The sequence below is a fragment of the Arthrobacter sp. E70 genome (assembly GCF_058266945.1).
In genome coordinates this window covers 140,674-161,053 of record NZ_JBYQFR010000010.1, presented here as the reverse complement: position 1 = coordinate 161,053, position 20,380 = coordinate 140,674, and the positions used below count along the sequence as shown (strand labels likewise).

At 68.4% G+C, this 20,380-nt stretch carries 17 protein-coding genes; 10 read left to right on the top strand and 7 right to left on the bottom strand.

Annotated elements, in window-relative coordinates; all coding sequences use genetic code 11:
* The first annotated feature begins 79 nt into the window (after positions 1 to 79).
* From AC3IMC_RS14425 to AC3IMC_RS14405, 5 genes are all read left to right on the top strand, one after another.
* A complete protein-coding gene (locus tag AC3IMC_RS14425; RefSeq protein WP_490919217.1) occupies positions 80 to 1,243 on the top strand; it encodes an LCP family protein in 1,164 nt (387 codons plus the stop codon).
* Between the two features lie 31 nt (positions 1,244 to 1,274).
* Positions 1,275 to 2,420, top strand: a complete 1,146-nt coding sequence (locus AC3IMC_RS14420) for an LCP family protein (protein ID WP_490919216.1) — start codon at positions 1,275 to 1,277, stop codon at positions 2,418 to 2,420.
* A gap of 99 nt (positions 2,421 to 2,519) precedes the next feature.
* Positions 2,520 to 4,208 carry an alkaline phosphatase D family protein gene (locus tag AC3IMC_RS14415; protein WP_490919215.1) on the top strand — a complete coding sequence of 563 codons (1,689 nt, stop codon included), beginning with the start codon at positions 2,520 to 2,522 and terminating at the stop codon, positions 4,206 to 4,208.
* 108 nt (positions 4,209 to 4,316) lie between these two features.
* Positions 4,317 to 5,099, top strand: a complete 783-nt coding sequence (locus tag AC3IMC_RS14410) for a histidine phosphatase family protein (RefSeq protein WP_490919214.1) — start codon at positions 4,317 to 4,319, stop codon at positions 5,097 to 5,099.
* Positions 5,068 to 6,012, top strand: coding sequence for an NAD(P)H-hydrate dehydratase (locus AC3IMC_RS14405; RefSeq protein WP_490919213.1), 945 nt, complete (start codon positions 5,068 to 5,070; stop codon positions 6,010 to 6,012). The genes AC3IMC_RS14410 and AC3IMC_RS14405 overlap by 32 nt, the downstream gene beginning before the upstream one ends.
* Before the next feature lie 181 nt (positions 6,013 to 6,193).
* Here AC3IMC_RS14405 and AC3IMC_RS14400 read toward each other — a convergent pair whose 3' ends face one another.
* The 3 genes from AC3IMC_RS14400 to AC3IMC_RS14390 form a co-directional block, all read right to left on the bottom strand.
* Positions 6,194 to 6,616 (bottom strand): Hsp20/alpha crystallin family protein, encoded by a 423-nt coding sequence (locus AC3IMC_RS14400; protein WP_490919212.1) that lies wholly within the window; start codon positions 6,614 to 6,616, stop codon positions 6,194 to 6,196.
* 568 nt (positions 6,617 to 7,184) lie between these two features.
* Positions 7,185 to 8,798, bottom strand: a complete 1,614-nt coding sequence (locus AC3IMC_RS14395) for an FAD-dependent monooxygenase (RefSeq protein WP_490919211.1) — start codon at positions 8,796 to 8,798, stop codon at positions 7,185 to 7,187.
* Between the two features lie 9 nt (positions 8,799 to 8,807).
* Positions 8,808 to 9,374 carry a hypothetical protein gene (locus AC3IMC_RS14390; protein ID WP_490919210.1) on the bottom strand — a complete coding sequence of 189 codons (567 nt, stop codon included), beginning with the start codon at positions 9,372 to 9,374 and terminating at the stop codon, positions 8,808 to 8,810.
* 151 nt (positions 9,375 to 9,525) lie between these two features.
* Between AC3IMC_RS14390 and AC3IMC_RS14385 the strand changes: the two genes are divergently transcribed.
* On the top strand, positions 9,526 to 11,757 hold the full coding sequence (locus AC3IMC_RS14385; protein WP_490919209.1) for a S9 family peptidase: 2,232 nt from the start codon (positions 9,526 to 9,528) through the stop codon (positions 11,755 to 11,757).
* A 78-nt stretch (positions 11,758 to 11,835) separates the two neighbouring features.
* Complete coding sequence (locus tag AC3IMC_RS14380; RefSeq protein ID WP_490919208.1) at positions 11,836 to 14,403, top strand: AMP-binding protein; 2,568 nt, start codon at positions 11,836 to 11,838, stop codon at positions 14,401 to 14,403.
* 14 nt (positions 14,404 to 14,417) lie between these two features.
* On the opposite strand, the gene AC3IMC_RS14375 is transcribed toward AC3IMC_RS14380, so the two are convergent.
* Positions 14,418 to 14,870: an SRPBCC family protein gene (locus tag AC3IMC_RS14375; protein WP_490919207.1), complete on the bottom strand. Its 453-nt coding sequence runs from the start codon at positions 14,868 to 14,870 to the stop codon at positions 14,418 to 14,420.
* 236 nt (positions 14,871 to 15,106) lie between these two features.
* On the opposite strand from AC3IMC_RS14375, the gene AC3IMC_RS14370 reads away from it, so the two are divergent.
* The gene (locus tag AC3IMC_RS14370; RefSeq protein ID WP_490919206.1) at positions 15,107 to 15,313 is read left to right on the top strand and encodes a hypervirulence associated TUDOR domain-containing protein; all 207 of its coding nucleotides are present in this window, start codon (positions 15,107 to 15,109) and stop codon (positions 15,311 to 15,313) included.
* Between the two features lie 4 nt (positions 15,314 to 15,317).
* The gene (locus AC3IMC_RS14365; RefSeq protein ID WP_490919205.1) at positions 15,318 to 16,514 is read left to right on the top strand and encodes an NAD(P)/FAD-dependent oxidoreductase; all 1,197 of its coding nucleotides are present in this window, start codon (positions 15,318 to 15,320) and stop codon (positions 16,512 to 16,514) included.
* A gap of 12 nt (positions 16,515 to 16,526) precedes the next feature.
* Here AC3IMC_RS14365 and AC3IMC_RS14360 read toward each other — a convergent pair whose 3' ends face one another.
* Positions 16,527 to 17,681 (bottom strand): acetate kinase, encoded by a 1,155-nt coding sequence (locus AC3IMC_RS14360; protein ID WP_490919204.1) that lies wholly within the window; start codon positions 17,679 to 17,681, stop codon positions 16,527 to 16,529.
* Positions 17,682 to 17,845: 164 nt separating this feature from the next.
* Between AC3IMC_RS14360 and AC3IMC_RS14355 the strand changes: the two genes are divergently transcribed.
* A complete protein-coding gene (locus AC3IMC_RS14355) occupies positions 17,846 to 18,139 on the top strand; it encodes a hypothetical protein (protein ID WP_490919203.1) in 294 nt (97 codons plus the stop codon).
* Positions 18,140 to 18,225: 86 nt separating this feature from the next.
* Here AC3IMC_RS14355 and AC3IMC_RS14350 read toward each other — a convergent pair whose 3' ends face one another.
* Positions 18,226 to 18,954, bottom strand: a complete 729-nt coding sequence (locus tag AC3IMC_RS14350) for a hemerythrin domain-containing protein (RefSeq protein WP_490919202.1) — start codon at positions 18,952 to 18,954, stop codon at positions 18,226 to 18,228.
* A gap of 238 nt (positions 18,955 to 19,192) precedes the next feature.
* Entirely contained in the window at positions 19,193 to 20,380 is a 1,188-nt protein-coding gene (locus AC3IMC_RS14345) for a fumarylacetoacetate hydrolase family protein (protein WP_490919241.1), read from the bottom strand.

The window sequence follows — 20,380 nt, the reverse complement described above, 5'->3', positions numbered from 1 at the left end:
AACAGCTGCGGCACAGACTGCGGGTTTTCTGTGGATTCCCCCGATGTGGGGCAATGGAAGCCGATGCTAATTTTCCGAAATGGGCATCCAGCTGAACCCTTCCCGCACCGACGCCAGCCGCGCCGCAGAACCGGCAGCGCGCCGCCGGCACCCCTTGCGGACCGCCCTGCTGGTGCTCGCCGGCATAGTGGTCCTGGTAACCGTCGCGGCCGGGGCATACCTCTATAACCTGGGGCAGACCTTCGATTCCCAGGCCAAGATCATCGAAAACCCCTTCCCGCCCGAGTCCAGCCGCCCGCAGCCAGGTTCACAGGCGCCGGCAGGCGAACCAGCAGGCCAGGCACCGGGCGGAGCTCCCGGTGCTCCGGAAAACGTGCCGGCGGCCGGACCGGCAGAAGGCGGAACCGCCGGGACAGCAGCCGGCGGCCTGAACATCCTGGTGATGGGCAGCGACAGCCGCGGTGCAACAGCGGATGAGGCAGTATCCGGCAACAGCTCCAACCAGCGCGCCGACACCCTGATGCTGGTCCACATTCCGGCAGACCGCTCCAACATCTTCGCCATCTCCCTCATGCGCGACCTGTGGGTGGACATCCCCGGGAACGGCCGGGCCAAAATCAACGCCGCGCTCGCCTACGGGGGCGTTCCCCTGATGGTGCAGACGGTGGAATCGCTCTTCAACCAGCGCATCGACCACGTGGCCATGATCGACTTTGAAGGCTTCGTTGGCCTCACCGACGCCCTCGGCGGGGTGGAGGTGAACATCAAGCAGCCCTTCGTTTCCGCGCACGACGGCTTCAACTTCAAGCAGGGGCCCAAGGTACTCGACGGCCGGCACGCGCTTGAGTTCGTCCGCGAGCGCTACGCCTTCAAGGACGGCGATTACCAGCGGGTGCGGAACCAGCAGGCGTTTGTGAAGGCGCTGTTCGCGAAGAACCTGAGCGCCGAGACCCTCCTCAACCCGGTGAAGGTGCACAACGTGGTCAGCTCCATGGCGCCGTACATCAGCGTGGACAGCGGCCTGAACGCGGCCGCGCTGGCCGGCCTGGCCGTGGAACTGCGCAACGTGCGGGCCGGGGACATGGAGATGTTCACCCTTCCCACCCTGGGCGTGGGCACCTCCGTGGACGGCCAATCGATCGTCCTGCCGAATTACGCGGCCATCAGGGACATCAGCCAGGCGCTGGCAGGTGACAGTTTGGATACGTATGTAGCCAGCAAAGGGTTGCCGGACGGACACTGATCGCACCTGTTCACAATGAGGTGGAGGCGTCATGAGCATCCCAGGCGGTCCTGATCCATCCGGGCCAGGCGGTCCCGGCAACGCCGGTCCCCCGCGTCCACAGTCCCACCGGCCCGCATGGATTGTTGCCCTGGGCCGGCGCCGCTGGATCGCCGCCCTGCTGGTGCTGGCACTCGTCGCGGCCGCCGGGATCGCGGTCTTCAGCCTGAACCGTGCGGGACAGCAGGCGCAGCCCGCCGCCACCCAGACCTCCACTCCGTCACCCAGCGAAACACCGACGCCCACGCCCACGCCGTCCGAGACAACGCCGCCGGCCCCTCCCCCGCCGCCACCGCCCGCCCCGATTCCCGAGCTACCGGCCGCACCGATGAACATCCTGCTCATTGGCAGCGACATTCGCGGCACTCCCGCACGCGATGCCGCGGCCCACACAGCGGCCACCGGCGAGTCCTCGGACCAGCGCTCGGATGCGTTGATGGTGGTCCACGTTCCCGCCGACCGGCACGCCCTCTACATCATTTCGATCATGAGGGACCTCTGGGTGGACGTGCCCGGCGTCGGCGGCTCCAAGATCAACGCGGCGCTTGAGTACGGCGGCATCGACCTCACGACCGCCACGGTGCAGCAGCTGCTGGGCATCACCATCGACCACACCCTGATGCTGGACTTCGGCGGGTTCAAGGCCATGGTGGACGGCCTGGGCGGCATCGACGTCAATGTCCCCTTCGCTTTCCAGTCCACGATCGAAACCGAACACGCCTTCACCCAGGGGGTCAACCACCTCGACGGGCAGGCAGCCCTGGAGTTCAGCCGCGAGCGCCATGCCTTCACCGACGGCGACTACCAACGGGTGGTGAACCAGCGCATCATGGTCCGCGCCGTCCTGGCCCGGTTCACCAGCAGCGGCGCCCTGACCGACGTGAATTCCGTCCGGTCGCTGGTGGACTTCGCGTCCTGCTGCCTCACCGTGGACAAGGGCTTCGACCCGGTCCAGGCAGCCATCCTGGCCTACAGCCTGCGGAACCTGGACGTTAACGCGATCGGCACCATGACGCTGCCCACGGCCGGAACCGGCATGGCGGCGGGGCAGTCGGTGGTGTTCCCCGATTACGGCGGCATCGCCGCGGTGGGGGCGGCCCTCCGGGAGGGCAGGATCGCGGACTTCGCAGTCCCGTAGACGGGTGCGCGCCGCAGGGCACCCCCTGTTCAGCATCGGCTCACTCCCAGTTCACCCGCGGGACAGGGTCCGTGCGTCCGCCGGCGAAAACCTGTGGGCATGACCAACAACTCCTCCGTTTCCCGCCGCACCGTCGTCAAAGGCTCCATCCTCGCCGCGGCCCTCGCCTCCGCCCCTTCCGCAGCGAACGCCGGCACGCCGTCACGCCCGTCCACCGGCGTCGCACTGGTCCGCAACCGGCTCATGCTGCCCAGCGGCATCGCCACCGGCGACGTCACCTCCGGGTCCGCGGTCCTGTGGTCCCGCGCCTCGGGCGCCGGCCGGATGACGGCAGTGCTGCGGGCAGTGGACGACGGCGGGGAGGTCCTGCGCGGGCGCGGCGCCTTCGAGCGGGTGCTTCGCGGGCCCCGGGCAACCCAGGCCTCCGACTTCACCGCCAAGATCCACGCCGGCAACCTGCCGTCCAATACCCGTTTCGCGCTGGAGATCAGCTTCGAGGACGAAGCCGGTGCTGCCGGCGAAACGGTCCGCGGCAGCTTCCGCACGGCGCCGGACGCAGGATCGGTCAACGGCAAGGGCCGCACCGGTGACACAAGCAACGGCGGTGACGTCCCGGCGTCGTCCGCGCAAAGCTTTGTGTGGACCGGCGATACCGCGGGCCAAGGCTGGGGCATCAACGAGGAGATTGGAGGAATGCGCGGCTACCGGGCCATGCACCAGACCCGCCCGGACTTCTTCATCCACTCCGGCGACACCGTCTACGCCGACGGCCCCATCCCCGAATCCGTGGTGGAGAAGGACGGCCAGGTGTGGCGGAACGTGGTCACGGAAGAGGTGTCCAAGGTGGCCGAAACGCTCACCGAGTTCCGCGGCCGGCACCGGTACAACTCCATGGATGCCAACATGCGCGCCATGTTCGCGGACGTGCCGGTGATCGCCCAGTGGGACGACCACGAAACCCACAACAACTGGTACCCCGGCCAAATCATTGACGACTCCCGCTACACCGTGCGGGACGTGAACACCCTCGCTGCCCGCGGCCGGCAGGCGTGGCAGGAAAACATGCCGATTGCGGACAGCTCGGCGATCTGGCGCCCGGGAACGTTTGACGACGCCGGCCAGTACCAGCCCGCCCGCATCTACCGGAAGATCTCCCGCGGCCCGCAGCTGGACGTCTTCTGCCTGGACATGCGCACGTTCAAGTCCCCCAACACGGACGGCAAGGAACCCTACGCCACCAACATCCTGGGCCAAGAGCAGGTGGACTGGCTGATCCGCGAGGTGACGAAGTCCAAGGCGACCTGGAAAGTCATCGCCGCCGACCTCCCGCTGGGCATCGTGGTGCCGGACGGCCCGGTCAACCAGGAAAGCCTGTCCAACCGCGACGCGGGTGCCCCGCTGGGCCGCGAACTGGAAATCGCCGGCGTACTGAGCGCCTTCAAACGCAACGGCGTGAAAAACACGGTGTGGCTCACCGCCGACGTCCACTACTGCGCCGCCCACCACTACTCCCCCGAGCGGGCCGCCTTCACCGACTTCGACCCGTTCTGGGAATTCGTCGCCGGGCCCATCAACGCAGGCTCCTTCGGCCCCAACGCCATGGACGGCACGTTCGGTCCGGAGGTGGTGTTCTCCAAGGCCGGGCGTTTCGCCGGGGAATCCCCCCGCGACGGTGAAAACCAGTTCTTCGGGCACGTCCAGCTGGGAGGGGACAACAGCTTCACCGTCAGCCTCCGGAACGCCAACGGCGGCACTGTTTTTTCCAAGGTGCTGACGCCCGAGCGGTAGCCGCTGCTGTTATTTCCCCCGCCTCCTGGGTACGCCGCTGGTAGTGTTCCTGCATTCGGCACGGCAATCGGACGGGGTGGTTTTTTGACGGGCGATTCGACGAACAGCTTGTCCTCCACGGAGGACGGCCTGACCGAGGCCGTCCAAGCGGCCGGGGCGGTGGAGCTGCTCCTGATCCGGCACGGTGAGAGCGAAGGCAACGTGGCGGCCACCGAGGCGCGCGCGGCCGGGGTCGAGGTCATCGAGGTTCCTGCCCGGGACGCCGACGTCGACCTGTCCGGCACGGGCAAGGAACAGGCCACGGCACTGGGCAAGTCGCTGGCCCGCATCGCGGAGGAGTTTCGGCCGGACGCCGTCGTATCCTCCCCGTACGCCCGGGCCCGCCAGACGGCCGAAATCGCGGTGGACACTGCCGGTTGGCCGCTGAAGGTGCGGACCGACGAACGGCTCCGGGACCGTGAACTCGGCATCCTGGACCGGCTCACCCGGCTGGGCGTGGAGAACCGCTACCCGGGGGAATCCGAGCGGCGGGACTGGCTGGGCAAGTTCTACTACCGGCCGCCAGGCGGGGAGTCCTGGGCCGACGTCGCCCTGCGGCTGCGGTCGGTACTGGCGGAGCTGAACAGCCTGGGCATGGGCCAGCGGGTCATGCTGGTGTGCCATGATGCCGTGATCATGCTCTTCCGGTACGTCCTGGAAGGCCTCAGCGAGCAGGAGCTGCTGGACCTTGCGGCCAGGGAGGCCATCCTCAACGCCTCGGTGACCCGGTTCGTCCGCCCGTCCGGCGCCGGCCCCTGGACGCTGGAGAGCTTCAACGTGGCCGACCACCTGACCGAGTTCGGCGTTACCGTGACCGAACATGCCGGAGACACCCGTGTCCAGCCGAAATGAGACGGCTGCGGCCACACTGGTGACGCCGTCGCTCCTGCGTGACTGGCCGCTGCCCGCGCCCGGTGAGGACAAGTACTCCCGCGGATCGGTGCTGGTGGTCGGCGGTGCCCGCGCCACACCCGGTGCTGCCCTGCTGGCCGGCGTGGCCGCACTGCGCGCGGGCGCCGGGAAGCTGACCCTGGCCGTGGCCGAGTCGGTTGCCGTCCAGGTGGGCGTGGCGCTGCCCGAATGCGGGGCGATCGGCCTGCCGGAGACGCCTGCAGGCTCAGTCACGGCCGAGCTGGAGCGGATCGAGTCCTACCTGGACAGGGCTGATGCCCTCCTGGTGGGCCCCGGGCTGGATGATGAGGACCTTGCCGCCGAGCTTCTGGAGGCGCTGCTCAAGCGGGAGGACGCTAAACGGAAGGACACCGCCGGTGCCCGCCCGGATGGTCCCGCCGTCGTACTCGATGCCTACGCGCTCGGCGCGCTGGCCAGCCTGGAGGACCAGCTGGACCCGTGGCGCGGCCGCCTGATCCTCACCCCGAACCCGACGGAGGCAGGCATCCTCCTGGGCCGGGACCCCGACGACCTGGAAGCGGACGTGGCCGCGATTGCCCGCCGATACGACGCCGTGGTCAGCTGCCAGGGCCTGATCGCCCGCCCGCCCGGGGACGCGCCCGAGGAACCCGAACTCTGGAAGATCACCACCGGTTACGGCGGACTGGGGACCTCGGGCAGCGGGGATGTCCTGGCCGGGGCCGTCTCCGGCATCAGGGCGCGCGGCACCAGCAGCGCACAGGCGGCCTGCTGGGGAACGCACCTGCATGCCGCGGCGGCGGACCGCCTGGCCAGCCGGCTGGGGCCGCTCGGCTTCCTGGCCCGTGAACTGTCCGACGAATTGCCGGCCCTGATGCTGGAGCTTGGTTCCTAGGCGCCTGGCCACGTTGTGCCGGCACGCAAGATGGCCCCCGGCCGAAGCCGGGGGCCACCGGGTCGGGAAGCTAAGGCCTTAGCTGCCGGTGCGCTGTCTGGCGCTGTGGCGTGCACAGAGTGGCGATTCGCCCCAAAAAGGCAGTCAACAGATCTACCCGCTTCCCGATTCTTTCCTGGAACTAGGCGGCGATCTCCTGCTTTGCCCCCTTCGTTTCAATCTCGATCTTGCGCGGCTTCGCCTTTTCGGCGACGGGGATCCGCAGCGTCAGGACGCCGGCGTCGTAGCTGGCCTTCACGTGCTCCGTGTCCAGCGTGTCGCCGAGGATCAGCTGGCGGCTGAAGACGCCGCGGGGCCGCTCGGAGGCGATCAGTTCGGTGTCCTTGCCGGCGGGATCCGGGCGCTCTGCCCGCACCGTCAGCACGTTCCGTTCAACATCCAGGTCCACCGAGTCCACAGCGACGCCGGGCAGGTCGAAGGCGACCACAAAGTCGTTTCCTTCACGCCACGCATCCATCGGCATCGCCGCCGGGCGTGCAGACGTGCCGAGGACCTGCTGGGCCAGCCTGTCCAGCTCGCGGAACGGATCGGTTCGCATCAACATGGCTTCCCTCCTCGTAAGAGTTGGTCCAACATCGTTTTCCACTCAGCCTGATCTGTATTGGCTGATATAGATTTTTTAGCACCGGAGAAGCAGGTCTTCAAGGGGTTACGGAAGGGATTTCCGAAGATTTTTGCGCCTCGGGGGCGTACGGAAAAGGGGCCTTCCGCACTGCGGCTGCAGGTGCGAAAGGCCCCTTCCAAAGGGTTTTTCCTGTCCCGGACTTCAGTCCCTGGTGGGGTCCGGACGGAGCGGCGCGGGACCGGGGTCCGGAATGGGCAACGGCCCAGGCGGCTGCGGCGCAGGGAACGGATGGGGCGACGGCGGGCCCGGCTGGGTGGGATCCGGTGAGGTTGGCTCCGGGCCGGGTTCGGGCGGGAACGGCTCAGGTTCGTGCACTGGCGGGATGGTCATGCAACTTCCCCTCTCATGCTGGGCGATGTGCCTTGAAGTGAACAGGATACGCCTGCGGCCCCTCCGCAACTACCCTCCGGTTGCCCTGGCACTTCTGGTCCTTAGGGGCGCTGACAGGGGCCAACGTGCCAGGGCATTCACGACGGCGGGAGGCCGGTCAGTGCCGGACCGCACCTGCCAGCCGCAGCCAGGCGCGCAGCCGGCCCGGGTCCATCTCGCCGCAGCGGAAACCCACGTATCCGTCCGGACGGACCGCGACGATGCCCCCGCCGGGATGGCTGGCGAGCCGGTGGACGTGGACCAGCGGGCCTCGTCCCGGCCCGGCAGGCGCGGCCAGCGCCTTGGTGAGGTCAGCACCCAGGGCGTCCGGGCCGGCGTCGCGCTCCAGGAAGAGGTGGACCCCGGGCACCGCGGTCAGCTCGTGCAGGCGGACCGGGCGGCCCTCTACACTGGCCGGCGCGTCCGGCAGGCGGTCGCCGGGCCGCGGCCATCTGCCATCCCGAGGCGTCCCGTCCAGTGACAGCGCGCTGTGCCGGTACCGGACGAAGGGCTGGGCCAGCAGCCTGATCCCGAGTGAGGTGAGGCGCCGCCGGCGGAGCAGCACCGGCAGCAGCGGGGCAGCAGCTGGCAGCAGGCCCCGGACCAGGCGGGCGGCGGGGTGCGGCGAGGCTTCGAAGAAGAAGATGAGGTGCGTCAGGGCAAGCACCCGCCGTGCCGCGAGCCGCCGCTCCTGCCCGTAGCTGGCAAGCAGTTCGGGAAGGGGGCCACCGCCGGCCGAGGCGAAACCAAGCTTCCAGCCGAGGTTGAGCGCGTCGAGGATTCCGTTATTCATGCCCTGTCCCCCGGCCGGAGAGTGGGCGTGCGCGGCGTCCCCGGCCAGGAAGATCCGGCCGGCGCCGAACGTGCCGGCCAGGCGGTGCTGGAGGGGGATCCTCGCCGACCAGCGCACGTCCCGTACGGTGGCTCCCAGGCCCGATTCCCGGACCAGCCGTGCCACTTCCGTGGGCGGTATGGCCGGGCCGGGCTGCCCGAAGCGGGCGTCCCGCAACGGCTCGGCCGGGCGGGGGGCCAGCAGGCGCCACGCGGCACCCTCGCCGAGTGCGAACAGGAACGCCACCCCGGAACGTCCCACGGCGGCGTGCAGCACGCCGGGATCCAGGGCGCCGTCGAGCTCCAGGTCCGCCAGCACGGCTTCCACGGGATAAGGCCCACCACGCCACGGGACACCCAGGACGGAGCGGACCGTGCTGGACTGCCCGTCGCAGCCGGCCAGGAACCGGCTGCGGTGCAGCTCGGGTCCGCGCCCGTCCCTGTGCAGGCCGGCGGAGACGAGGCCTACCCCGTCCTCGGGTGCCAAGCCACGGAACTCCATACCCCAGTCCACCGGCACGCCGCGGGCCTGGAGCTCCCGCCACAGCACATCCTCGACGTCGGCCTGCCGCACCAGGGTCAGGTGCGGGAAGGCTGTGTCCGGCAGGTCTGCATGGCCCATCCGGGCTTCGACGACGCGCCGGCCCAGGTGGATGCGCGCCTCCGGCCCCGTGTCGGCCCTGGCCAGCAGTTCACCCGTGACACCCAGCGGGCGCAGGCCTTCAAGTGCCCGGGCGTGCAGCATCATGGCCCGGGAAGGGCGGAACCGCTCCGTCCGCCGGTCCACCACGCGCACCGACGCCCCGTGTGCATGGGCCTGCAGGGCTGTGGTGAGTCCCGCGGGTCCGGCACCAACCACCAGGACGTCCGTGTCCGCCGTCGAACCTTCCGCTGCCACCATGACCCGCCGTTACGCCGGGCTGAGCAGCCGCCACCAGGAGTGGTCCGGTTCCGCTGTGGTGGGCATCCGCGCCGGGTCCGCCAGCGCTTCATCCCGGTGCAGCCCGGGCAGCACCTTGTAGCTGATGGAACCGGGCACGCTGACCAGTTCCAGGACCCGCCACAGGGCCGCGGCGTAATCCTCCGCCTGCTCCGGACCATCCCACTCGTAAAGGCCGCGGTAGGCGCCGAACGTGTCATGGGCGCACCAGAGCTTGGAGACGAACCCCGGGAAGCCGACGAACAACGGAGTGTTCAGGATGCTTTCGGCCTCGAAGAGCCGGTGCGCCCTGCCCCGCACCAGCCGGAGCCTGAACGAAACAACAAGGACGCACGGCTCGCGGGGCGGTTGCCGGCGGACGGCGGTCTCCCGGTAGACACGCGCGGTGCTTCCGTCGGCAAAGCGCAGCATCCTGCCCACTTGCCCCTTCGGCAGGATGACCCGCCGGCGGACCAGCAACGCGCAGCTGGTTCCCACGCAACGGGCAACAGCACGCCATGCCGTGGATCTGGGTGCTGGACCTGACTCGGGTGACATGGCATCTCCTTCCTGCCCCCGCCTGCAACTGTCCTTCCAGCCTGCCGGTACCAACCTGCACGGCCCAGAGTCTTTGGCCCCCTCCGCGTCTTCTCTCCCCCGTCAGCGAACGGCCTGCCTGGCGGTGGGGGCGGGTCTATATATTGAATCCATGACCTCCACTCCCCTGCAGGACGCCGCCAACACCGCCATCCCGGCACCCCCGGTGGCCAGGAAGATCCCCACCGAACGCACCCACCACGGGGAAACGTACGTGGACAACTACGAGTGGCTCCGGGACAAGGAGTCCGACGAGGTCATCGCGCACCTGCGGGCCGAGAATGCGTACCAGGAAGCGGTCACCGCGCACCAGGAACCGCTGCGCGAGGCGATCTTCCAGGAGATCAAGGGCCGCACGCAGGAAACCGATCTTTCCGTCCCGCACCGCAAGGACGGCTGGTGGTACTTCAGCCGTTCCGCAGAAGGCAAGGAATACGGCATCCACTGCCGGGTCAAGGCCCGGGACACCGGCGACAAGGTGGCCGACTGGACGCCGCCCGCGGTGGAGGCCGGCGTCGAAATCCCGGGCGAGGAAGTCCTGCTGGACGGCAACGTGGAGGCCGAGGGCAAACCGTTCTTCTCAGTGGGCGGCACTGCGGTAACCATCGACGGCAGCCTCTACGCCTACGCCGTGGACAACTCCGGCGACGAACGCTTCACCCTCCGGATCAAGGACCTGCGCATCGGCGAACTGCTGCCGGATGTCATCGAGAACATCTTCTACGGCGTTGCGTTCTCACCCGACGGCACCCGGATCTTCTACACAGTGGTGGACGACTCCTGGCGCCCGTACCAGGTGAAGGCGCACGTGCTCGGCACGCCCGTGGCCGAGGACGTGGTGATCTACCAGGAGGACGACGCCGCCATGTGGCTCGGCTTCGAGCTCTCCGCGGACCGGCGCCACCTGGTGCTGGGCATCGGGTGCTCGGAGTACAGCGAAACCCGGCTGCTGCGCTTCGACGACCCCACCCAGACACTGACCACGGTGATCTCCCGCAACGAGCGGGTCCTCTACGAAGCAGAGCCCTTCCTGCTCGAAGGCCCGGACGGGCAGAAGACAGAGAAAATCCTCCTCACGCACAACCGCGGCGCCATCAACTCCATGGTCTCCCTGGCGGACCCCGCCGAGCTGGAAAAGCCCCTGGCCGGGCAGTCCTGGCAGACCGTCGTCGAGCATTCCGACGACGTCCGGGTCAACGGCGCCGGCGTCACCGCCACGCACCTCATCGTGTCCATCCGCAAGGACACCATCGAACGTGTCCAGGTGATGGGCCTGGCGGGGCTGGGGACGCCGGCGCAGCAGGCACCCGTGGAACCGGCCTTCGACGAGGAGCTGTACACGGCGGGCGTGGGCGGCTCGGACTACGACGCGCCCGTTATCCGCCTGGGCTACACGTCCTACTTCACGCCGTCGCGCATCTATGATTTCGTGCTGCCCACCGCCGAACAGCCCGCCGGGGAACTGCTGCTGCGCAAGGAAAGCCCCGTCCTTGGCGGCTACGACGGCAGCGACTACGTGGCCACCCGCGAGTGGGCCACGGCCGGGGACGGCACCCGCATCCCGCTCTCGGTCCTGCGGCACAAGACCGTAAAGCAGGATTCGACGGCGGCCGGGCTGGTCTACGGGTACGGCTCCTACGAGATGAGCATGGATCCCGGGTTTGGCATTGCGCGGCTGTCGCTGCTGGACCGGGGCGTGGTGTTCGTGATCGCGCACATCCGGGGCGGCGGCGAGCTGGGCCGGCACTGGTACGAGGACGGCAAGAAACTCACCAAGAAGAACACCTTCACCGATTTCATTGACGCCACGGACTGGCTGGCACACTCCGGGTGGGCGGATCCGGCCCGCATCGCCGCCCTCGGCGGCTCCGCGGGCGGACTGCTGATGGGTGCGGTGGCCAACATGGCTCCTGAAAAGTACGCAGCGATCGTGGCGCAGGTGCCATTCGTGGACCCCCTCACCAGCATCCTCGATCCCGACCTGCCGCTGTCCGCCCTGGAGTGGGAGGAATGGGGCAACCCCATTACCGATCCGGCAGCGTACGCGTACATGAAGTCCTACTCCCCCTACGAGAACGTGCGGGAGGTGGCCTACCCGAAAATCGCGGCGGTCACATCCTTCAATGACACCCGCGTCCTGTACGTGGAACCCGCCAAGTGGGTGCAGGAGCTGCGCAACAAGACCACCGGATCCGAGCCCATCGTGATGAAGATCGAAATGGACGGCGGGCACGGCGGCGCATCCGGGCGCTATGTGCAGTGGCGGGAACGGGCCTGGGACTATGCGTTCATCGCCGACTCCCTGGGCGCCACCGAGCTGCTGCCGGGGGCTGGCCTCAAGTAGGTTGCCCCTCATTTCTCCAGCGACTTTCCTATATCGGTGCATTTTTATTAGGTAAGCCTTAACTAATATCATCGACGGATGACCACGCAGCTTGACCACGCGCGGGCATCTTTCGCCGCCGGCCTTGCCGGCTTTGGAGACAGCCCTGCCATCCACGCCGACGGGCTTACCCTGACCTACCGCGAGCTTGCCGCGCGTGTCGAAGACCTCGCCGGCAGGCTGGGTACCGAACGCCGGCTGCTCGCCCTGGCGGCGTCGAACGACGTCGAATCGCTGGTGGCCTACCTCGCCGCGCTGGCAGGCGGGCACCCGCTGATCCTGCTTCCGGAGGACAAGCCCGCCGCCCTTGCCTCCCTCGTCGCCGCCTACGATCCCGACGTGGTGCTGCAGGCCGCAGACGGGGAGCTCCGACTGGATGAACGCCGGCCCGGGACCCGGCACGAGCTGCACCCGGACCTTGCCCTGCTCCTAAGCACCTCCGGCTCCACGGGCTCCCCCAAGCTGGTGCGGCTGTCCCACGCGAACGTGCAGGCCAACGCCGAGTCGATTGCCCGCTACCTTGGCATTACCACCAACGACCGCGCCGCCACCACCCTGCCCATGTCCTATTGCTACGGGCTGTCGGTGATCAACAGCCACCTGCTGCGGGGCGCCAGCCTGGTCCTGACCGGCCTGTCCGTGGTGGACCCCTGTTTTTGGGAGCTGTTCCGGCACCAGGAAGCAACCTCGTTCGCGGCAGTGCCCTACACCTTCGAACTGCTGGAACGCGTCGGGTTCGCCGACATGGAGCTGCCGTCCCTGCGCTACGTCACGCAAGCCGGCGGCCGGCTCGATCCCGACCGTGTGCGGCACTATGCAGACCTGGGACGCCGGCAGGGCTGGGACCTTTTTGTCATGTACGGGCAGACGGAGGCCACGGCGCGGATGGCCTACCTGCCGCCGCATCTCGCCGCGGACCATGCCGGCGCCATCGGCGTGCCCGTTCCCGGCGGGTCCTTCCGGATCGATCCCGTGGACGGGCTGGACTGCAGCGGACCGGCGCAGGGCGAACTGGTGTACACCGGACCCAACGTGATGCTGGGCTACGCCGAGGACCCACGCGACCTCGCGCTGGGCCGCACCGTAACGGAACTGCGCACCGGCGACCTCGCGCGGGTGAACGACGCCGGACTCTACGAACTTTTGGGACGGCGCAGCCGGTTCGTCAAGATCGTGGGACTCCGGGTCGATCTTGGCCAGGTGGAGCGCCTCCTGGCGGACATGGGGGTCACGGCGGCCAGTACCGGCAGCGACCGCAGCATCGTCGTCGCCATCGAAGGCCGGCACGACACCCAGTTGCTGGCCAAGGTCCTGGCGCAGGGGCTGGGACTGCCCCGTGCCGCCGTCGACCTCCACGCGGTGGACGAACTGCCACGCCTGGCGACGGGCAAAATCGACTACCCTGCCGTCGCGGCGCTCCCGGCGGCCCGGGACACCCCTGCCCTGAACGAACCCTCGGCCTCCGCGCCGGACAGCGTACACCGGATCTTCGAGGACACCCTGGAACGGACCGGCATCTCCGGCACGGACACGTTCGTCTCGCTCGGCGGGGACTCCCTCTCCTTCGTGGCGGCCTCGGTCAGGCTCGAGCAGCTGCTGGGGCACCTCCCGCCGGACTGGCACGTTACGGCCGTCCAGGACCTGGAGCCGAAGGCGCAGCCAGGTCCGCGCCCGAAGATTCCCCTGCGGCAACGGCTCCTCGCACCGGTGGATACCAGCATCGTCCTGCGGGCGGTGGGCATCGTTTTCATCGTCAGCACCCATATTGGCCTGTTCGAATGGCAGGGCATGGCGCACGTGCTGATCGCGGCCGCCGGCTTCAACTTCGCCCGCTTCCAGCTGGCGGGAGAAGGTGCCGCCCGCCTGCGCCGCCAACTCACCAGCGTGGCCCGGATCGTGGTGCCCAGCATGGTGTTCATCGCGTTCGCGTTCCTGGTCACGGACCGCTACAGTCCCGTGAACATCGTGCTGCTCAATGCCATCCTCGGTCCCGAGAAGGTGACAACGCAGTGGCATTTCTGGTTCATCGAAGTCATCGTCTACATGCTCCTGGCCATGACCGCCCTGCTCGCCATCCCCTGGCTGCATCGCAGCGAGCGCCGGTTCCCGTTCCTCTACCCCGTGGCCCTGTTCGGTGCCGGACTGCTCACGCGCTTCGAACTGGTGGATCCGGACGTCCCGCACACCGTTCCCGCTTTCTGGCTTTTCGCCCTGGGCTGGGCGGTGGCACGCGCCAGGAACCTTCCGCAGCGCTGCCTGGTCACGGCCCTGGCACTCCTCACTGTCCCGGGCTTCTTCGAGAACCCCAACCGGGACCTCACCGTGATCGCCGGCATCCTGCTGCTCACCTGGCTCCCAACCCTCCCCGTGCCGCGGGCAGCGAGCCGCCTGACCGTCCTGCTGGCCAGCGCGTCCATGCACATCTACCTGGTGCACTGGCTGGTCTATCCCCCGCTGGCCGACGTCGGGCTGCCCCTGGCGGTGGGCGCGTCACTGGCAGCCGGGGTGGCGTACTGGGCTGCATGCAACAAGGTCACCGCCGCACTGCACCGGTACCCGGTCCGGCTTGATGTTCGACGGCGGCGTCCTGCCGCCGTCGAACGCTGACCGCCGCCGCGTGGTCAGGGCTGCGGGTGCTCGGCCATCCATTCCGCCAGGGTTTCGAGGTTGGCCCGGACCGTCCGGCCCTGCGCCCTCTCCACCAGCGGGTCGGCCAGCTTGCCAAAGATGCCGCCGAGGCCGGAGGCGGCGTCGATCCGTTGCGTGACGCGCGTCCCGCCATCGGCAGGTTCCAGCCCGAACGTCACTGCGAAGTCCAGCTTCCCTTCGACCGACCGCGACACCATGCGCCGGGGCGGATCAAACTCGGTGACCTCGACAGTCCAGTCGAAGTGCCGCCCCATGACTTTGCTGGTTCCCCGGCCGCGGGTGCCCACCCCCGTGGGGCCGTCACCCACCTGCTCCGACGACGTGACCGAGGAATCGTAGACAGCGACATTGTCGAAGTTCGACAGGAAATCGAAGACCTCCTGCGGTGGCCGGGGAATGACGACACTTTCTTCTACAACAGGCACAGCGTTCTCCTTTGAAGGGCACCTGATGCCGGCCGGGCATGGCCGGCAGGGACAGCATGGCCCTGGATGCAGCCGGTGTCAACGCCCGCCATCCCACTGCCGCAGGCTTGCCTCGCGTTCGGTCCCGTAGCTGCCAAAGCAAGGTCATCATGCTTACTATTGGCTCCGGGGCGCCCTGGCGGTAACCGGGACGCAGAACAGCACACACCCACGCATCGCCCAGCTAAGGAGTCCAGATGTCATTGAGCAAGGGAACGCGCGTGGAGTGGAACACCTCCCAGGGCAAGACGCACGGGAGGATCGTGGAAAAGAAGACCAGCGACTTCGAACTGGACGGCAACACCCACCGCGCCAGCGAGGATGAACCGCAGTACGTGGTGGAGTCGGAGAAGACCGGCGCCCGCGCAGCGCACAAGGCGTCGGCCCTGACCGAGAAGAAGTAGCGCCATGGCTGCCCGGCACGAGGTCCTCATCATCGGCGGCGGCAACGCCGGCATCTCCCTGGCCGCACGGCTCCACCGTTACGGCGTCAAGGACGTGGCAGTGATCGAGCCCAAGGACCACCACCTTTACCAGCCGCTGTTTTCGCACATCGCCGGCGGCCGCGCCCAGGCCGCGGAAGCCATCCGGACCCAGGAATCAGTCACCCCCAAAGGCGTCACCTGGATCCGCGACGCCGCTGCGGGCGTCGACCCGGAGGCCAACACCGTCACCCTCGCCTCAGGCACCACCGTAGGCTACGGGCAGTTGGTGGTGTGCCCGGGGCTGCAGTTCGACTGGGCAGCCGTACCGGGACTTGCCGAAGCCGTCCACTCACCCAACGGGGCGTCGCACTACGAGTTCGACCTCGCCCCCAAGGCGTGGACGCTGCTGAGCAGCCTGAAGTCCGGAACCGCGGTGTTCACGATGCCCGCCGGGCCCATCAAGTGCGGCGGGGCAAGCCAGAAGCCCATGTACCTGGCCTGTGACTACTGGCGGGAACAGGGGGTCCTGGACAAGATCCGCGTGGTGATGGTCCAGCCGTATCCCACCGTGTTCGGCGTCCCGGAGGTGGACAGGGAGCTGGACCGCAAGACTGCCGAGTACGGGATCGAGCTGCGCACCAACAGCGAACTGGTGGCGGTGAGTCCGGCCGCACGCAAGGCCACCATCCGCGACAACGCAGCCAACACCACCGAAGACCTGACCTATGACGTGCTCAACGCCGTCCCGCCGCAGTCGGCCCCGGAGTGGCTGAAGGCTACCACCCTGCCGAATCCCGCGGATGCCGGCGGGTTCGTGGAGGTTGACCGGCAGACGCTCCGGCACCTCCGCTACCCCAATGTCTGGTCCCTGGGCGACGCCGCCGGCACCACGAATTCCAAGTCCGGTGGCTCGCTGCGCAAACAGACCAAGGTGCTGGCGAAGAACCTGGTGGCCACCAGGAAGGGCAGGCCGCTGAAAGCCAAGTACAACGGGTACTCGGTCTGCCCGTTCACAGTCTCCCGGGACACGGTGGTGTTCGCCGAGTTCGACGACCGCTACCGGCCCATGCCCACCATCCCGCGGGTTCCCACCTGGAACGAGAGCAAGCTGTCCTGGGTGGTGGACCGGGATCTTTTTCCCAAGATCTACTGGAACCTGATCCTCAAGGGCCGGGCGTAGGGAAAGGCAGGATCAACCGCGGACGACGGCGGCCGTCGCTTCAGCGATGGCGCGTTCCTCGTCCGTGGGGACCACCAGGACGGGGATCGCGGACGACGCCGTGGAAATCACCCGGGGTTCCTTGGACCGCCCGGTGTTGAGGCCGGCGTCGAGCTCTATGCCCAGCGCGCCCAGCCGCTGGGCTACCAGCGCCCGGAACTGGTGCGAGTTCTCGCCGATGCCCGCGGTGAAGACCAGCGCCTTCGCCCCGCCGACGGCCACGTGGTACCCCCCGATGTACTTCGCAAGCCGGTAGGACGCCACCGCGAGTGCCACAGAGGCCTTGGCGTCGCCGCCCTCGGAGGCCTCCACCACGGAGCGCATGTCGTTGTTCCCGGCAAGGCCTTTAAGCCCCGATTCGCGGTTCAGCATGGAGTCGATGTCCTCGGGCGTCCAGCCCGCCCGGCCCAGGAACACCAGGATGGAGGGATCCAGGTCACCGGACCGCGTGCCCATCACCAGGCCTTCCAGCGGGGTGAAGCCCATGGACGTGTCCACCGAGTGGCCGCCCTTGATGGCGGTGACCGAGGCGCCGTTGCCCAGGTGGGCGATGACGCCGTCGAACTCCGCCACGGGGATATCCAGCAGGGCGGCGGCGCGGCGCCCCACGTATTCGTGCGAGGTGCCGTGGAAGCCGTAGCGGCGGATCCCGTGGTTGGTGTAGAGCTCATCGGGGACGGCGTAGCGCCAGGCGTGCTCGGGCAGCGTGCGGTGGAAGGCGGTATCGAACACGGCCACCTGCGGCATCTGCGGCCACTTCTTCGTGATGGCGCGGATGCCCAGGACATTGGCGGGGTTGTGCAGCGGCGCCAGCGGATTAAGCCGCTCGATGGCGCGGGTGATCTCGTTGTCGATCAGCACGGGCTCGGCGAACCGCTCCCCGCCGTGCACCACGCGGTGGCCGACAGCTGCGAGCTCCTGGTCGCCCAGTTCCCGGTGGATGGCGGCATCCACCAGCTCCAGCGCCTCCGCGTGGTCCCGCGGGCCCTCGATCTCGCCGTCCCCGCCGCCGCCGTTGCCCATGCCGATCTTCTCGATCAGCCCCTCGGTCAGGACGGTTCCCTGCGCCACGTCGCGGACCTGGTACTTGAGCGAGGACGAGCCGGAGTTGATGACGAGCACGAGCATGACGGGCCTCCCGGGGCTGGCTTCTGCAGTTCCACCCAGCCTATAGGCGGCGGCCCTCAGCGGTCTGTCAGCAGCAGGGTGTTGCCGTCCGGGTCCTTGCGGATGGAGGCCCGCTGTGCGTATGGTCGGCGGGACACGCTGGACCAGGCCGAGAGGACATTTCCATGACGAACGAGCCCAATTCCGTCGACGAGAACGACCCCACCAACACGGGATCCAGCAGCACCGCCCCGCTTAATGCGCAGCCGGACTCAGGCTCCGGCAAGCAGGATCCCACCGGAGTGGAAGGGGCCAACCCTGCCCTGGACGACACCGGGAACCTCAAGGCAGCCGAAACCGGCGAAGCCCCGGAGGCGCCGGAGAACCCGCAGGACCTGGACCTCACGCCGCAGGGCCTCTCCGATGAGCCCGCCAAAGAGGAAGACAAGGAAAGCCTGGCCAAGCCGGACAACAGCTAAGCCAGGCAGCCAAAAAGGGCGACGGCGGCGCCCACGCGGGTGCCGCCGTCGCCCTTTGCCCGAGTGTTTCGGCCAGACCGTCCCGGCTAGAGCGTTTCGGGGACGGGGCGTCCCGGGAAGAGTTTCGCGTATTGCCTGCGGAACATCCTCCGGCCGATGAGGCGGTACCCGAGACGGACCACTGCGGGGATCTCCTCGAAGAAGATCGCCCTCCGGTCGTCGGGAGGGTTGGTGGCCAGGACCATTCCGAGGTAGGTGACCAGGAACTTCTTGTCGTGCTGCCTGACCGACTGCTGCACCATGGCCTTCAGTTCCGCTTCGGTCAGGAGCCGGTCGACGGCGGGCATCACCTCGGTGACTTCGCGGCGCAGGTGCCCGCTAAGAACGGCCTGCACCTCCTCGTAGCCTCTGGCAAGCTCTTCCCCGCTTTGGGCGTCAGCGGTCTGCATCCAGCGCTTGCGGACGGGCGCGATGCCCTCGATACGGTCCCGGATTTGCCTGTGCTGGTCAATCATCTGCTCCACATGCGGCGTGCTGGCCGGTGCCCGCGCCGTCAGCCGGGGGTACATGAACAGGTCCTGGCCGTCCTGGTGGATCAGAAGCACTCTGTCGAAGTTCCCGAGAACCTCCCCCACATAGGCGGCGCGGCCAGTGTCCCCCGGAGCGGTGGAACGCACCAGCTTGGGCGCTTCGTCGTATGCCCAGAGAAGGAAGCGGTGAACGCGCCGGATCCCCGCCGACCCTGAGGACAGGACCGGGCCGGGCGGCAGAGGAACCGCGGTTTCGCCGGGCTCCATTGTGAAGAAGTCAGTCATTTTGGGTGGCCTCCAGTTCGGAGAATTCAGGCAGAATCCGCCTGCTGCCGGCCCGAGTATTTCAGGAACGGGCGGCAGCGGCGAACGGGCAGGTCGGGAAACCTGCCCGAATGCCTGGCGCTGTTCCAACGTCCAGCGCCGTGGGCCGTGGCAGTGACAGCTGGATCTGTCATGCAAACAGGTTACTACTTGTGTAGTGGAAATACCACTACACAAGTAGTAACCTGTCCGCGTGAGCCTACGCCCGCGCTTCCTGCCGCTGCTTCGCCAGGTAGCTGAACAGTTCGCGCAGGCCGAAGGACCACGCGGGCAGTTCCTCGCACGGACCCACCCGGTTGACCAGTGCGCCCAGGTGGCGGCTGCGGATGGTCACGACGTCGCCGTGCTTGTGCGTGAAGCCCTGCCCCGGGACGTCCCGGTCCTGCGTGGGGGCGAACAGCGTGCCCGTGTACAGCGCGAACCCGTCCGGGTACTGGTGATGGCGGCCGTGCGTCGCCGCCACCAGTTCCTCGAAGGGCCGGCTGATCCGGGCCACGCTGTTGCGGCCTTCCAGCACGTACCCGTCCCGGCCTTCCACCCGCAGCAGGATCTCCTCATCGCGCAGGGTCTCCAGGGTGAAGGATCCCTCGAAGAGCCGGATCAACGGGCCGAGCGCGCTGGAGGCGTTGTTGTCCTTGGCCTTGCCCAGCAGCAGGGCGCTGCGGCCCTCCACGTCGCGGAGGTTGACGTCGTTGCCCAGCGTCGCCCCCACCACCTGGCCACGGGACGTGGCGATGAGCACCAGCTCCGGCTCAGGGTTGTTCCAGGAGGAGAAAGCCGGGATGCCGATGTCCGCGCCGAGACCCACCGAGGACAGCACGGGCGCCTTGGTGAAGACCTCCGGGTCCGGGCCGATCCCCACCTCGAGGTACTGCGACCACAGGCCCTCGGCAACCAGGACCCGCTTGGCTTCCGCGGCCTCGGCCGAACCCGGGCGCAGGTCCGCCAGGCTGCCGCCCAGGGCGCGGCCCACCAGGTCGCGCACCTCCGCGGCCCGTGCGGCGTCGCCCGCGCAGCGTTCCTCGATGACCCGTTCCACCATGCTGTCCACAAAGGTCACCCCGCAGGCCTTGATCACCTGCAGGTCAACAGGGGCCAGCAGCCGGGCCCTGGTGGCGTCCCCTGCCAGGGAAGCGCTGACGACGTCGGCCGTCGCCCATCGGGGGTCGGCCAGGCTGGGATTGGCCAGGGCCGAGCGGACGGTGGCAGCGGGCTCCGGCAGTTCCAGCAGGTCCGCGACGGTCCCGGCGAGGCGATGCAGGTCGAAGACCGTGTTTCCGCTGAAGGCCACGGGGCGCGGGCCGCCGGTCTCCGGGTCCCAGACGCGGCCGATGAGCAGCGCCTGGTCGGCGTCCGCGGGAAGGACGGAACCTACGGCTTCGGACAG